The organism is Gryllotalpicola kribbensis, assembly GCF_039538245.1.
Lineage (GTDB): Bacteria > Actinomycetota > Actinomycetes > Actinomycetales > Microbacteriaceae > Gryllotalpicola > Gryllotalpicola kribbensis.
In genome coordinates this window covers 127,670-141,792 of sequence record NZ_BAABBX010000002.1, presented here as the reverse complement: position 1 = coordinate 141,792, position 14,123 = coordinate 127,670, and the positions used below count along the sequence as shown (strand labels likewise).

The window sequence follows — 14,123 nt, the reverse complement described above, 5'->3', positions numbered from 1 at the left end:
CTGCGCGCGGCGCGCCCGCGTGGGGCATCCGCCAACCACTCAGAGCTTCGTCCAGGCGTCCTTCAGCACGCCCTCGAGGATCTCGCGCATCTGCGCGAACTCCGACGGACCCACGGTGAGCGGCGGCGAGAGCTGGATCACGGGGTCGCCGCGGTCGTCGGCGCGGCAGTACAGGCCGTTCTCGAACAGCTCGTGCGAGACGAAGCCCTTGAGGATCCGCTCGGACTCCTCCTCCGTGAACGTCTCCTTCGTGGCCTTGTCCTTCACGAGCTCGATGCCGAAGAAGTACCCGGCGCCGCGCACATCGCCGACGATCGGCAGCGCAAGCAGCTTCTCGAGCTCGGCGCGGAACAGCGGCGAGTTCTCGGCGACGCGCTGGTTGAGCCCCTCTTCTTCGAAGATGTCGAGGTTCTCGAGGGCGACCGCGGCCGAGACCGGATGCCCTGCGAAGGTGTACCCGTGCAGGAAGTTGTTCTCGCCCGTGCGGAACGGCTCGTAGATGCGGTCGCTGACGATGGTGGCGCCGATGGGGGAGTAGCCGGACGTCAGCGCCTTCGCGCAGGTGATCATGTCGGGCTGGTAGCCGAAGTCGACCGAGGCGAACATCGAGCCGATGCGGCCGAAGGCGCAGATCACCTCGTCGGAGACCAGCAGCACGTCGTACTCGTCGCAGATCTCGCGCACGCGGTGGAAGTAGCCGGGAGGCGGCGGGAAGCACCCGCCGGAGTTCTGCACGGGCTCGAGGAAGACGGCCGCGACCGAGTCGGCGCCCTCGAACTCGATCGCCTGGCGGATGCGCTCGGCGGCCCAGATGCCGAACTGCTCTTCGGTGCCGCCCGGGAAGCCGTTCTCTTCCGCGCGGTAGTAGTTGGTGTTCGGCACGCGGAACCCGCCGGGCGTCAGCGGCTCGAACTGCTGCTTGAGGCCGGGCAGCCCGGTGATCGCGAGCGCCCCCTGCGGGGTGCCGTGATAGGCGATCGCACGCGAGATGACCTTGTGCTTGCCGGGCTTGCCGACCAGCTTCCAGTAGTTCTTCGCGAGCTTGAACGCGGTCTCGACCGCCTCGCCGCCTCCCGTGGAGAAGAACACGCGGTTGAGGTCGCCCGGCGCGAAGTCGGCGAGCCGGTCGGCGAGCTCGATGGCCGCCGGGTGGGCATACGACCACAGCGGGAAGAAGGCGAGCTGCTCGGCCTGCTTCGCAGCGGCTTCGGCGAGCCGGCGGCGGCCGTGGCCGGCGTTGACGACGAACAGGCCGGCGAGGCCGTCGATGTACGACTTGCCGCGGCTGTCCCAGATGGTGTGGCCCTCGCCGCGGACGATGATGGGCGTCTCGCCGGCCTCGAGCGGCCCCTGCGACGACATGTGCATCCACAGGTGGTCCTTCGCCTTCGCGCGCAGCGCGGCGTCTTCGGCCGCGGAGTAGACCGTGGCGGGAGCGATCGTGTCGGTCATGGTGTGCTCGATTCCCCTAGTGAACGCGCGCCGGCTCAGCGCGTGCCCCAGTTGTAGTGCTGCTTCTGCAGCCGGAGGTAGACGAAGGTCTCGGTCGAGACCACGTGTTCGATGGCGCGGATCTCGGAGTTCAGCAGCGTGATCAGCTCCTCGTCGCTCTCGCACACGACTTCGACGAGGATGTCGAAATCGCCTGCCGTGAGAACGACATAGTCGACGGCGTCGAGCGCCGAGAGCTGCTCGGCCACCACGCGGGTGTCGCCGCTGACGCGGATGCCGATCATGGCCTGCCGGAAGAAGCCGAGCTGCAGCGGGTCCGTCACCGCGACGATCTGCATGACGCCGGACTCGGTGAGCTTCTGCACCCGCTGGCGCACGGCGGCCTCCGAGAGCCCGACGGCCTTGCCGATCTCCGCGTACGAACGCCGGCCGTCCTCCTGCAGCTGCTCGATGATCGCTTTCGAGACGTCATCGAGCGGCTGGGGGCGGGGCGCGACGGGTCGCGAAACGGTCGACATGCGTCGATTCTGTCAGTGCAAGGTATGTCCGGCAAGTGAATCCGTATCAGGTAGCGCGGATTGACGACGGAATCGGTAGAGTCTGCGCATGACGTCGACGCGTACGCTTCAGAACTTCATCGCAGGCGAATACACGGATGCCAGGGCCGAGCGCACCCTCACGCTGGTCGATCCCGCGACCGAGGGGGAATACGCGGAGTCGCCGGTCTCCTCGCCCGAGGACGTCGATCGGGCCTTCCGCGCCGCGGCCGATGCGTTCCCCGTCTGGCGCGAGACGACTCCGGCCGCACGGCAGCTGGCGCTGTTCCGCATCGCCGACGAAATGGAGCGCCGCGCCGACGACTTCGCCGACCTCGAATCGCAGGACACCGGCAAACCGCGAGCGAATCTGGTCGCCGACGAGATCCTGCTGTCGGTCGACCAGATCCGCTTCTTCGCGGGCGCCGCGCGCAACCTCGAGGGCCGTGCGGCCGCCGAGTACATGAAGGACCACACGAGCTTCGTCCGCCGCGAGCCGATCGGGGTCGTCGGCCAGGTGACGCCGTGGAACTACCCGTTGAACATGGCGGTGTGGAAGTTCGCACCCGCGCTCGCCGCGGGCAACACGACGGTGCTGAAGCCGTCGGACACCACGCCCCAGTCGACGCTGCTGCTGGCCGAGATCGCCGCGGAGTTCCTCCCAGCGGGCGTCCTCAACGTCATCGTCGGCGACCGCAGCACCGGCGCCGCGATGATCGACCACAAGACGCCGCAGCTGGTGTCGATCACGGGGTCGGTCCGCGCCGGAATGGAAGTGGCGCGTGCGGCATCCGCAGATCTCAAACGCGTTCACCTCGAGCTCGGCGGGAAGGCGCCGGTCGTCGTGTTCGACGATGCCGACCTCGAGAAGGCGGTGGAAGGCATCGCGAGCGCCGGCTACTTCAACGCGGGGCAGGACTGCACGGCCGCCACCCGCGTGCTCGTGCACGAGCGGATCCACGACGAGTTCGTGGCCGCGCTCGCCGCCTACGCGAAGGCGAGCACGCCGGTCGGGCTGCCGGCCGACCCCGACGCCTTCTTCGGCGCCGTCAACAACGCCGACCAGTTCGCGCGCGTCATGGGATTCCTCGACCGGCTGCCCGACCACGCGACTGTCGTCACGGGCGGCACGCGCAAGGGCGAGCGCGGATTCCTCATCGAGCCGACTGTGCTCGACGGCCTCCGGCAGGACGACGAGCAGATCCAGACAGAGATCTTCGGGCCGGTCATCACCGTGCAGACGTTCCGCGACGAGGCCGAGGCGCTGCGCCACGCGAACGGCGTGCAGTACGGCCTCGCCTCATCCGTGTGGACGAAGGACCACGGCCGCGCGATGCGATTCGCCAAGGGACTCGACTTCGGCTGTGTGTGGATCAACACCCACATTCCGATCGTCGCCGAGATGCCGCACGGCGGCTTCAAGCACTCGGGCTACGGGAAGGACCTCTCGCAGTACGGCTTCGAGGACTACACCCGCATCAAGCACGTGATGTCGTACATCGGCGAGTGACCGTGCTCGTCGTCCGTCGCTCTCGTCCGATGCACAATTGACAACCCGCTCAACAACGGTGCAGTTCACTGACTAGGCTGTCTGCGTCCACCGATCGACTCCATCCCGGGAGAACTCTGTGACTCAAATCGGTCGCAGCAGCAGGCGGCACGACATCGCCGTGCCCGAGCGCGAGGGCGAGCGCATCACGCTCTCGTGGTCTGCCGCGAGCGATCGCGGGCATCGCAGGGCGGTCAACGAGGACAGCGTGCTGGCCCGCGCCCCGATCTTCGCGGTCGCCGACGGCATGGGCGGCCACGAAGCGGGCGACTTCGCGAGCTCGGCGGTGATCACCCGCCTCGCCGAGCAGCTGGGGCGGCGCTTCATCGCCGCGCCCGAGATCAGCGACGCGCTTCGGGCGGCCGTCGACGACATGAGTCGCGGGGTCGGAATGACCGACCTCGGCACGGGCACGACGGTGACGGGAATCGCCCTCACCTTGCGCGACGGCTCGCCGTACTGGCTGGTGTTCAACATCGGCGACTCGCGCGTCTATCAACTGGTGGGCGGCGTCCTCGAGCAGCTCACGGTCGACCACAGCATCGTGCAGCAGCTGCTGGACAGGGGGCTGATCACCCCGGCCGAGGCCGAGGTGCACCCCCACGCCAACGTGATCACGCGGGCGGTCGGCTTCAACGAGGACCCGGTGCCCGACTTCTGGCTCATTCCCATCGTCGCGGGTTCGCGCCTTCTCGTGTGCTCCGACGGGCTCACGAAGGAGCTCACCGAGCACGGCATCCGCCACTTCCTCTCCATCGGCAGCTCGGCCGCAGACACGGCCTCGCGTCTGATGGACGCCGCGCTCGGAAACGGCGGGCGCGACAACGTCAGCGTCGTCGTGGTCGACGTGCTCGGAACGCCCGAGCTCGCGGCGGCTGGGCCCCGAACTGGGGGCGAGGGAAGGCGGGCCCGGACAGGGCCGCTTCCGGCGTGACCTGGGGGTTCTCCCACACTGCCCGGGTTATCGTGAGGGAGTGCAGGGGACAGGTGCGCTGAGATGCCGCGTGTGCGGAAGCGAGCTCTTCGAGGGGGCGATCTTCTGCGGCGAGTGCGGCAGCGCTGTCGAGGCGACGCCGTATCTGCGGCATCCGATCGACGACAACCGGCCCACTGACACTCAGGTGGTCACCGCGTCGGTGCTGCGCACCATCACCGAGTCGGCCGCCCGCCGCAGCGCAGCCGCTGCCAAGCCCGCCGTGATCGAGACATCGGCACTGCCCGACCCCGGTGACCTGTCCGCGCCCGTTCCGACATGGGTTCTCGCCGCCTCGACGGGTGAACGGGTCATCGTCGCGGGCAGCGGTCTCGTCGGCCGCAAGCCGGTGGCCGCCGCGGGCGAGAGCTTCGATCAACTGGTCGCGATCGCCGATCCGGGCCGCTCCGTGTCGAAGACGCACCTCGAGTTCGGCGTCGAGGGCGACGAGCTGTGGGTGCTCGACCGGTTCTCGTCGAACGGAACCGCGATCGTCGGGGCGGACGGATTGCGGCGCGAGTGCGAGCCGGGGCGCCGCTACCGGGTCGCGCGCGGGTCGCGAGTCGAGATCGGCGACCAGTACCTGATCGTCGGCTAGCGCCGCCGGCACGGGGGAGCGCCACGGGTCTTCCCCAGCACAGCGCGCAGATCGCCCGCGTTCTCCACATTTCAGGGCTGTGGCGCGATGGCGGATGCCTCGGCCGTGCTGTCCTGAACGGGTGACCGCCCTTTCCCTTCCGCCTCGGCCGCCCGAGCCGCGCCCGCCGCGCATGTCGTGGGCCGCCTTCATCACGCCTGTGGTGATGGCCGGGGCGCTGTGGCTCATGACGCGCTCGCCGTATGCGCTGGCGTTCGCCGCGCTCGGCCCGATCGGCGCCGTCATCTCGCTTCTCGAGGGGCGCCGCGGGGGCGGCCGTGAGCGCCGTGCGGCGGCAGCGGAGCGCGCCGCCGAGCTGGAGCGGCTGCGTGCCGGCGTCGAGCTCGCCCACGAGAGGCTGCGGCGCGCGCTGCGGCGGCGGGCGCCGGGGGCCGCGGCGGCGCTCGCGAGCATGGAGGGTCCAGCGCTGTGGAAGGGCGACGAGGCCGTCGTAGCGCTGGGCGTCGGCACCGTGGCGAGCGGCCTCACCGTCACCGGCGATGCGAGAGAGCCCGACGAGCTCGCGCTCTGCCATCTCGCCGAGCGGCTCGACGGGGCTCCGGTCGTCGCGTTTCCCGAGCAAGGCATCGCGGTCTGCGGCCCCGACGTGCTGGCGCGTGCCTATCTGCGCGGGCTTCTGGTGCAGCTGTTCGCGGCTCTGCCGCCTGGTCGCCTGGGGCCGCCCGAGCTCATCGACGCTGCCGGCCATGCGCGCGGCGAGTGGGACTGGCTCGAGGCGCTGCCCCACTGCTCGGGCGCCGGCGGCGCCGTCGTGCCCCGCTTCGGGGTCTTCGCACAGGCGCGGCTCGTTCCGCCCGGCTACCGGGTCGTCGTGTCGCTCGGCTCACCCGTTGCCGCTGCCGTGGAGGTGTTCGGCGGCGAGAATCGCGCGGGCAGCGGATCGGCCGAGCACGCCCTGCTCGAGGCATCCGTCGCACCCGAGCTCGTGTCGCGCGCCGAGGCCGAGCGGTTCGTCGCCGCCCTCGTCGCGCGCGCGGCGGGGCTCGGACTCGGCGCAGGAACGCGCGCGCTGCCGGCCGAGGTGGCCTTCGGCGACCTGCCTGCCGCGGGCGGGCCCCGGCTCGGCGCATCGATCGGTCGCACGCAGCACGGCATCGCCGAGGTCGACCTCGTCGCCGACGGGCCGCACGCCGTCGTCGCGGGCGTCACCGGCAGCGGGAAGAGCGAGCTGCTCGTCACCTGGGTGGCCGGCATGGTGTCGGGGCGTTCGAGCGCAGAGATCGTCGTGCTGCTCGTCGACTTTAAGGGCGGCGCCGCCTTCCGCCCGCTGGCCGCGCTGCCGCACGTCGTCGGCGTGATCACCGATCTGCAGCACGGTGAGGCCGCCCGCGCTCTCAGCAGTCTGTCGGCCGAGCTGCGACGGCGCGAGGCCGAACTCGCCCGGCTCGGGGTGCGCGACGTTGCCGAGGCGCGCGGGGCGCTGCCGCGTCTCGTGATCGTCGTCGACGAGTTCGCGGCCATGATCGACGCGTTCCCCGACTTCGGACCGTTGTTCACCGACATCGCGGCGCGGGGCCGCGCCCTCGGCATCCACCTGATCCTCGCCACCCAGCGGCCGGCGGGTGTCATGCGCGACGCACTCGTCGCCAACTGCCCGCTGCGGCTCAGCCTGCGCGTGCAATCCGACTCCGACAGCCGGTGGGTGGTCGGCACGGATGCCGCGTCCAGGCTCTCCGCATCGAACCCCGGTCGCTGCATCATGTCCATCGACGGGGCGGCGACCGAGGTCCAGATCGCCCGCACGACGGCGGCCGATCTCGCCGAGCTCGCGGCGGCGTCGGCCCACTCCTCGCCGCGACGTCCATGGCTGGACCCGCTGCCCGCCGTGCTGACGCGCGCCGACCTTCCGGCCGACGCGGGGCGGCAGGTGGTCGGGCTCGCCGACCTTCCCGATCAGCAGCAGCGAGCCATGCTGACCTTCCGTGCGGAAGAGGCGCCGCTCCTCGTCCTCGGCGCAGCGCGCAGCGGCAAATCGAGCGTGCTGCGGCTGCTCGCCGACGCGTCCGGGCTCGATTCCGTCGTCGTGGGCGCCGACCGTGAGCACGCATGGGACGCGGTCGAGGCCGCCGCCGAGCGCTGCGAAGACCCGGACGCGGCCGACAGCCCCGGTCTGCTCCTGGCCATCGACGACGCCGACGCCGTGTGCGCTCGGCTCGGCGACGAGTACGCGGCGGCCTGGAGCGAGCGGCTCGCGCGAGTCCTGCGTGACGGGCCCGCCGCCGGCGTCTACGCCGTGGTCGCGGCCCAGCGGCAGGCCGGTCCCATGCGCAGCACGCTCGCCCTCGCCCGCGAGACGGTGCTGCTGCGCCAGCCGAACCGACAGGAGCACGTGCTCGCCGGGGCGCCTGCCGAGCTGTGGGACGAGGGGATGCCGGCGGGCGGCGGTGTCTGGCGCGGGCGGCGCGTGCAGTTCCTCGCCCCCGGCCCGCACCTCGAGACGCTCGACGGCGTCCGCATCGCGTCGGCAGGTGAGCCACCCGCCCGGGTGACGCTCGTCCCGGCGCGGGGCAGCGCGACGATCCTGGTCAGCCGCTCGCCCGCCCGAGTGCTCTCCCGGGCGCGCGCCGCCGGGCTTCCGGCCGAAGCGGTCGTCGACCTCACACAGCCGCCCGTCGCCGGAACCCTCGTCCCCGAGGCAGTGCTCGCCGACGCGCGGTTGCCGACCGGCGTGCTGCTCGTCGGCGACCCCGACGCGTGGCTCGGGCGGTGGTCGCTGTTCGCCGCACTCAAAGCGCGGCATCCCATCGTCTTCTCCGGGTGCGACGCGGCCGATGTGCGCGCCCTCACGCGCAGCCGCGCGCTGCCGCCGCCGCTCTCGCCCGGGTCCGGCGCGGGCTGGCTGGTCTCCGCAGACGGGCGCATGCGCCGCTGCGTCCTCGAGGCCGCATGAGACGCCGCGGCACGCCGACGCAGCGGGCTCGCCGTCGCCGGAACCTGCTACGCGGCGAGCACCGCCCCGAGGGAGCCCAGCTCGAGGCCGTGGGCAGCGGCAACGCCCTCGTTCACGACCGCACCGCCGTGCACGTTCAGGCCGAGGGCGAGCGCGGGGTCAGCGGCGAGGGCGGCACGCCAGCCCTGGCCGGCGATCGCCCGCAGGTACGGAAGAGTGGCGTTCGTCAGCGCATACGTCGAGGTCTGGGCGACCGCCCCCGGCATGTTCGCCACGCAGTAGAAGATCGAGTCGTGCACGCGGAACGTCGGGGCGCTGTGCGTCGTGGGGTGACTGTCCTCGAAGCATCCGCCCTGGTCGATCGCGATGTCGACGAGCACACTGCCGGGCCGCATCCGCGCCACGAGGTCGTTCGTGACCAGCTTCGGGGCCTTGGCGCCGGGAATCAGCACCGACCCCACGACGAGATCGGCCGCGGTGACGGCCTTCTCGATCTCGAAGGGGTTCGACGCGATCGTCTTGATCCGGCCCTGGTAGAGGTCGTCGAGCTGGCGCAGCCGCCCGATGTTGGTGTCGAGCACGGTCACCTGCGCTCCGAGGCCCACCGCGGTCGTGATGGCGTTCGAACCCGCGACGCCTCCGCCGATGATCACGACGTCGGCCGGGCGGGTGCCCGGAACGCCTGGCACGAGCAGGCCGACGCCACCGGCGGGCTTCATCAGCGTGCTGGCGCCGACGATCGGTGCCAGCCTTCCGGCGACCTCGCTCATCGGCGCGAGGAGCGGAAGCTGCCGCTCCGGCAGCTGCACCGTCTCATAGGCGATCGCGGTCACGCCGGCGGCCGCGAGCGCGTCCGTCAGGGGCCGGTCGGCGGCGAGGTGCAGGTACGTGAACAGCACGAGACCGTCACGGAAGTGCTCGTACTCGGTTGCGATCGGCTCCTTCACCTTGAGCACGAGCTCGGCGTCGGCCCAGACCGCGGCGGCGTCCGGCTCGATGACCGCGCCGGCGTCGCGGTACTCCTCGTCGGTGATCGACGAGCCGAGCCCGGCTCCCGACTCGACGACGACGCGATGGCCGCTGCCGGTCAGAGCGTGCACTCCGGCGGGCGTGATCGCCACGCGGAATTCGTTGTCCTTGATCTCGCGGGGTACTCCGATGCGCATGTCGCTCCTGTCGTCGGCGGGCGGCCTCGTGGGCCACGCCTCAGGTTAGCGTGCGCGGGGCTGAGATCGACAGTCTGGTCCGGTGAATACTGCGGATTCCGTTCCAAGCGACTCAGTAAGCAGCGGAATCGGTGGGCAGGTCTACACGACCGGTCGCACTTCTCCGACAGGCTGCCCGCCACCCAGCACGGCGCCGACGACGTCGGGCAGCACAGCGGCGACAGGCGCGGCAGGAAGGGCGCCCGCCTTCACGAGCAGCGTGAGCGCGACGACGGTTGCCGGGCGGTGGGCGCCGTCGAGCACCTTGAGCGCGACGGTCGTGCCGTCGGGTGCGGCGACGACCTGAAGGCCCTCGGCGCCCCGCTTCGCGAGCACGCCGAGGCGCTCGACGAGCACGCTGTCGCTGCGGCCCTGACCGTGGATCGCCCAGGGGAAGTCGCGAATCGCCTGCGTGACCGCCGCCGCCTTCTTGTAGAGCGGGAACGGCGACGACGCCTGCGCCGTGGCGATGCGCTGGATGCCTCGTGCGAGCCCGATGAGCGTCACCGCGAAGGTGGGGGCGCCGCAGCCGTCGACGGCCACGTTCGCCACCTTCTCACCGGTCAGCCGCTCGATCGTGTCGACGATGTGCTTCTGCACGGGGTGCTCGGGGTCGAGGTACCCCTCGACGTCCCACCCGTTCGCGACGCAGGCGAGCAGCATGGCGGCGTGCTTGCCGGAGCACTCCATATAGATCGGCGCGGGACCGCCGCCCGAGGAGCGCACGCCGGCGCGCGCCTCGCCGTCGGCCGGCATGACGGCGGGGCATCGCAGGGCGCTCTCGGGCAGCTGCGCCTTCGCGAGGATGCTGCGCACCGCTGCGACGTGCGCCGGGGTTCCGGTGTGGCTCGCCGCGGCGACCGCGAGTTCGGGGCCCTCGAGCTCGGCGCCGGCCGAGAGCGCGGCCAGCGCCTGGATCGGCTTGAGCGACGACCGTGCGAACACGGGGGCCGAAGGGTCGCCGACCGTGCGCAGGACGGCGGCGTCCTGCCCGAGCACGACGGCGCTGCCCGCGTGGCGGGACTCGACGAAGTCGCCGCGCACGACGACGGCGAGCTCGGCCGAGTCCGCGAGTGTCGCGGTCTCGGCCGCGCGCGTCGAGCCCGCGGTCAGGTCGGAAAGGCCGTGGGCCGGGGTCTGCACGCGGTCGCTCACAGTGCCGCCAGCGCGTCGTCGATGATGCGGGCGGTGTCTTCGAGGTGCGCGTCGGTGACGGCGAGCGACGGCAGGAAGCGCAGCACGTTCCCGTACGTGCCGGCAGACAGCAGCAGCACGCCCTGCTGCGCCGCGTGCGCGATGATCGCCGGCACTGCGGTCGCGTGCGGCGTTCTGCTGGTGTCGCGGGTGCCGGGTTCGACGAGCTCGATCGCGAGCATCGCCCCGATTCCTCGCACCTCGCCCACCACGTCGTGCTTCGCCCTGAGCTGCTCAAGCAGCGGCCGGAACGTGGCGTCGATGCGCCGGGCCTCGGCCAGCAGCCCCCGCGCCTCGATCTGCTCGAACACGGCGACCGCGGCGGCGCAGGCGACGGGGTTCCCGCCGAAGGTGCCGCCGAGGCCGCCGGGGTGTGCGGCATCCATGATCTCGGCGCGGCCGGTGACGGCGGCGAGGGGCAGGCCGCCCGCGATGCCCTTCGCCGTCAGCACCACGTCGGGCACGAGGCCGAAGTGCTCGCTCGCGTAGTAGGCGCCGGTGCGTGCCATGCCGGTCTGGATCTCGTCGGCGACGAACACGACTCCGTTGTCGTTGCACCAGCGCTGCAGTGCGGGCAGATAGCCGTCGGCGGGCACCATGAACCCGCCCTCGCCCTGGATCGGCTCGACGACGAGGCAGGCGAGGTCGGACGCGCCGATGTGCTTCTCGAGGTAGAGGATCGTGCGCGCGGCGGCATCCGCCCCGCTCAGCCCGTCACGGAACGGATAGGAGCCCGGCGCGTGGTAGACGTCGGGCGCGAACGGCCCGAACCCGGCCGAGTACGGCATGGCTTTGAAGGTCATCGCCATCGTGAGGTTGGTGCGGCCGTGATAGGCGTGCTCGAGCGCCGCGACCGCGCGCCGCCCCGTGGCCTTCCGTGCGATCTTGACCGCGTTCTCGACGGCCTCCGCGCCTGAGTTCACGAGGAGGGACTTCTTCGGGAAGTCGCCGGGCGTGTGCTGCGCGAGCAACTCGGCGACCTGCACATACGACTCGTACGGCGTGATCGTCGCCATGCCGTGGGTGAGCGACCCGAGCGCCGCTGTCGCGGCCGCGACGACCTCGGGCTGCGTGTGGCCGACCGTCGTGACGCCGATGCCGGCGCCGAGGTCGAGGAAGCGGTTGCCGTCGACGTCTTCGAGAACGGCCCCGTTGGCGCGGGCGATGTAGACCGGCAGAGCGCTCGACACACCGGCGGCGACGACGGCCTCGCGGCGCGCGTGCAGCGCGCGCGATTTCGGGCCGGGGATCTCGGTGACGACGCGGCGCTCCTGCGGAACGGTGTACTCGGCGGGCGGCGCTGGCGTCGTCGTGTCGGTCATGCAGGAAGTTTAGCGGCGGCGCGGGCCCCACCCCGGGTGACAGACTGGCCGCATGGCACTCGAGCACCACTACGCCGTCGCCGTGCGCTGGAGCGGAAATCGCGGCACCGGGACCAGCGGCTACCGCGACTACGGCCGCGACCACACGGTCAGCGCCGCAGGCAAGCACGAGATCGCAGGAAGCGCCGACCCGTCGTTCCGCGGCGACCGCGACCGCTGGAATCCCGAGGAGCTGTTGCTCACCGCGCTGTCGCAGTGCCACATGCTCAGCTACCTGCACGCCGCGACCACGGCCGGCGTGACGGTCGTCGACTACGCCGACGACGCGGTCGGCACCATGGCCCAGACCCCAGACGGCGGCGGGCACTTCACCTCGGTCACGCTGCGGCCGCGCGTGGTGATCACGGATGCCTCGCAGCTCGCCCTCGCCGAGGAGCTGCACCGCGAGGCGCAGCGCATGTGCTTCATCGCCTCGTCCGTGAACTTCCCGGTCGGCCACGAGCCGCAGATCACGGTCGCCGCACCGGCCGCAGGCGCGGCGGCGGGCGGCGCCGAGGCGGTCGGCTCGGCTACAGCCGCTCCGGGTGCAGCATCCGCTTGACGCGCTCGACGGTGCCGCTCGGCGGCGCCTCGTTGTAGGCCCCCGCGAGCTCCTGGCCCGACAGCGCCTGGATCGCCGCCATGATCTCGTCGGTCGCGAGCCGGCGCGCCTTGCCCGAGTCGGCGGGCCCGAAGTGAGTGAGATCGAGCGGCTTGCCGAACTCGATCGAGATGCGCACGCGGCGGGGGATCTTGGCTCCCACGGGCAGGAAGTCGTTGGTGCGCTTGAGCCCGACCGGCACGACGGGCGCGCCGGTGGTGAGCGCGAGCCAGGCAGCCCCCGTGCGGCCCTTGTAGAGCCGGCCGTCGAGTGACCGCGTGCCCTCCGGGTAGAGCGCGAAGGCGTCACCCGACTCGATGATGCGACGCGACTGGTCGAGCGCCGACTGCGCCGCGCTGCCCGCCCCCCGCACGACGGGGATCGCACCGACCGAGCTGAAGAACAGGCGCTGCAGCTCGCCGCGGAACCCGGTGCCGTCGAAGTACGACGATTTGGCGAGGAAGCGCACGCGGCGCGGGGCGACCATCGGGATCGCGACCGAGTCGATGAACGAGAGGTGGTTGCTCGCGATGATGACCGGCCCCCGCTTCGGCACATTGCCGCGGCCGATGACCCGCGGCCGGAAGATCGCTCGCGCGAGCGGCGCGATGGTCAGGCGGGCGAGCGTGTAGAGGCCGCGATTGGCGTGACGGATGTCCGGAGCAGCGGGCGCCTCGTCGTCGAGATCGGTCTCGCGGTCATCCGCCGGCTCGGAGGTGTCAGCTTCGAGTGCCATTCGGCCAAGGGTAATCGCAGATCAATTCCCGGGGCGGCATGCGACACCGCCGACATTGTCGAGACAGGGGCCCCACCACTCGGGGAACCGGACCGCTCGCGAGTCGCCGAACCAGGCGTTGTACAGGCGGAAGAAGTTGAGGTTGCCGTAGGCCGAGCAGGCGCGCGCGGGCCCGTCGGGGTGGGCGCGCGTGTACTCGTCCGGCTGATAGGGCGTGTAGAGGTACAGGTTCGCGGTGGCCTGGTTGGCGATGTTGACGACGGATGCCCCGCAGGACGCGTCGGGGGAGTACTGCACCTTCGCCGCCCCCGGCGCGATGGGCCAGTCGTCCTTCGGGTTGCTGTACTCGCGCAGCTGCCACGCGGCGGAGTACAGCTGGTTGAAGAATCCGAAGTACTTCTCGTCGCAGTCGGCGGTGTCGGGGCACGCATACCCGGTCGCGCGCTCGTAGCCGTACGCGCTCGGGTGGGTGACGAGCGACTGCTCCTTCTGCACGAGCACGAGCAGCACGCGCGGGCTGATGCCGCATGCGTGGGCGACCTTCGTGATGATCGCGGCGGCCGTCTCGTCGCGGCCGCCGGTGTAGCGCTCGCAGTTGTCGTTCGCCGCGCGCGTCGCCGTCTTCTGGTGGAAGAAAGCCAGGCATGGGGAGTCGTCCGCGGGGGAGCAGGGCATGCGCAGCAGCCACTGCTCGACGCCGGCCCGCGTCATCGCGTCGGCGTTGTAGAACGCATCGTCGCTGATGAGCTCGCCGGCCCGGAACGGCGGCAGATCGGCGTCGTCGACGTTCGTGCTGCGCGGCGCAGTGTCTGCGCGGCTCTCGTGCACCGTCTGGACGGACAGCGTGGTGAGCGCTGCGGCGATCACGAGCAGCACCGCCGCGGCGGCGGCGCGAGCGGTCCAGACGGTGGCGCGGCTGATCGGCACGCGCCCACCATACGTGCACGCGATCTTGAGACTCCGGATAA

The 14,123-nt window shown here is 71.5% G+C and carries 12 protein-coding genes; 5 read left to right on the top strand and 7 right to left on the bottom strand.

The features are described 5' to 3' along the window. Window positions 1-39: 39 nt before the first annotated feature. Together ABD716_RS01915 and ABD716_RS01910 are read right to left on the bottom strand one after the other, a co-directional pair. The gene (locus ABD716_RS01915; protein ID WP_344773220.1) at window positions 40-1,452 is read right to left on the bottom strand and encodes an aspartate aminotransferase family protein; all 1,413 of its coding nucleotides are present in this window, start codon (window positions 1,450-1,452) and stop codon (window positions 40-42) included. A 35-nt stretch (window positions 1,453-1,487) separates the two neighbouring features. After that, complete coding sequence (locus tag ABD716_RS01910; protein ID WP_344773218.1) at window positions 1,488-1,970, bottom strand: Lrp/AsnC family transcriptional regulator; 483 nt, start codon at window positions 1,968-1,970, stop codon at window positions 1,488-1,490. 88 nt (window positions 1,971-2,058) lie between these two features. Between ABD716_RS01910 and ABD716_RS01905 the strand changes: the two genes are divergently transcribed. The 4 genes from ABD716_RS01905 to ABD716_RS01890 all read left to right on the top strand — a co-directional run bounded on the left by ABD716_RS01905 (window position 2,059) and on the right by ABD716_RS01890 (window position 8,058). After that, complete coding sequence (locus ABD716_RS01905; RefSeq protein ID WP_344773216.1) at window positions 2,059-3,498, top strand: gamma-aminobutyraldehyde dehydrogenase; 1,440 nt, start codon at window positions 2,059-2,061, stop codon at window positions 3,496-3,498. 118 nt (window positions 3,499-3,616) lie between these two features. After that, window positions 3,617-4,471 carry a PP2C family protein-serine/threonine phosphatase gene (locus tag ABD716_RS01900; protein WP_344773214.1) on the top strand — a complete coding sequence of 285 codons (855 nt, stop codon included), beginning with the start codon at window positions 3,617-3,619 and terminating at the stop codon, window positions 4,469-4,471. A gap of 70 nt (window positions 4,472-4,541) precedes the next feature. Then, on the top strand, window positions 4,542-5,108 hold the full coding sequence (locus tag ABD716_RS01895) for a hypothetical protein (protein WP_344773212.1): 567 nt from the start codon (window positions 4,542-4,544) through the stop codon (window positions 5,106-5,108). A gap of 121 nt (window positions 5,109-5,229) precedes the next feature. Beyond that, on the top strand, window positions 5,230-8,058 hold the full coding sequence (locus ABD716_RS01890) for an FtsK/SpoIIIE domain-containing protein (RefSeq protein WP_344773210.1): 2,829 nt from the start codon (window positions 5,230-5,232) through the stop codon (window positions 8,056-8,058). Between the two features lie 47 nt (window positions 8,059-8,105). Here ABD716_RS01890 and ald read toward each other — a convergent pair whose 3' ends face one another. From ald to gabT, 3 genes are all read right to left on the bottom strand, one after another. Continuing rightward, entirely contained in the window at window positions 8,106-9,224 is a 1,119-nt protein-coding gene (gene ald / locus ABD716_RS01885) for an alanine dehydrogenase (RefSeq protein ID WP_344773208.1), read from the bottom strand. Between the two features lie 141 nt (window positions 9,225-9,365). Then, complete coding sequence (locus ABD716_RS01880) at window positions 9,366-10,418, bottom strand: asparaginase (protein ID WP_344773206.1); 1,053 nt, start codon at window positions 10,416-10,418, stop codon at window positions 9,366-9,368. Next, window positions 10,415-11,779 carry a 4-aminobutyrate--2-oxoglutarate transaminase gene (gabT, locus tag ABD716_RS01875; protein WP_344773204.1) on the bottom strand — a complete coding sequence of 455 codons (1,365 nt, stop codon included), beginning with the start codon at window positions 11,777-11,779 and terminating at the stop codon, window positions 10,415-10,417. The genes ABD716_RS01880 and gabT overlap by 4 nt, the downstream gene beginning before the upstream one ends. A 52-nt stretch (window positions 11,780-11,831) precedes the next feature. Here gabT and ABD716_RS01870 point away from each other — a divergent pair, with 52 nt between their 5' ends. Next, window positions 11,832-12,380, top strand: coding sequence for an OsmC family protein (locus tag ABD716_RS01870; protein ID WP_344773202.1), 549 nt, complete (start codon window positions 11,832-11,834; stop codon window positions 12,378-12,380). Here the strand turns inward: ABD716_RS01870 and ABD716_RS01865 are convergent. Together ABD716_RS01865 and ABD716_RS01860 are read right to left on the bottom strand one after the other, a co-directional pair. Next, the gene (locus ABD716_RS01865) at window positions 12,349-13,155 is read right to left on the bottom strand and encodes a lysophospholipid acyltransferase family protein (protein WP_344773200.1); all 807 of its coding nucleotides are present in this window, start codon (window positions 13,153-13,155) and stop codon (window positions 12,349-12,351) included. The genes ABD716_RS01870 and ABD716_RS01865 overlap by 32 nt on opposite strands. Window positions 13,156-13,176: 21 nt before the next feature. Continuing rightward, window positions 13,177-14,082 carry a hypothetical protein gene (locus ABD716_RS01860; RefSeq protein WP_344773198.1) on the bottom strand — a complete coding sequence of 302 codons (906 nt, stop codon included), beginning with the start codon at window positions 14,080-14,082 and terminating at the stop codon, window positions 13,177-13,179. Window positions 14,083-14,123 lie beyond the last annotated feature (41 nt).

What these genes read in the sequence shown, in the direction of transcription:
- ABD716_RS01915 (WP_344773220.1), bottom strand. Translation starts at nt 1,452, where the DNA reads ATGACCGACACGATCGCTCCCGCCACGGTCTACTCCGCGGCCGAAGAC.
- ABD716_RS01910 (WP_344773218.1), bottom strand. Translation starts at nt 1,970, where the DNA reads ATGTCGACCGTTTCGCGACCCGTCGCGCCCCGCCCCCAGCCGCTCGAT.
- ABD716_RS01905 (WP_344773216.1), top strand. Translation starts at nt 2,059, where the DNA reads ATGACGTCGACGCGTACGCTTCAGAACTTCATCGCAGGCGAATACACG.
- ald (WP_344773208.1), bottom strand. Translation starts at nt 9,224, where the DNA reads ATGCGCATCGGAGTACCCCGCGAGATCAAGGACAACGAATTCCGCGTG.
- gabT (WP_344773204.1), bottom strand. Translation starts at nt 11,779, where the DNA reads ATGACCGACACGACGACGCCAGCGCCGCCCGCCGAGTACACCGTTCCG.
- ABD716_RS01870 (WP_344773202.1), top strand. Translation starts at nt 11,832, where the DNA reads ATGGCACTCGAGCACCACTACGCCGTCGCCGTGCGCTGGAGCGGAAAT.
- ABD716_RS01865 (WP_344773200.1), bottom strand. Translation starts at nt 13,155, where the DNA reads ATGGCACTCGAAGCTGACACCTCCGAGCCGGCGGATGACCGCGAGACC.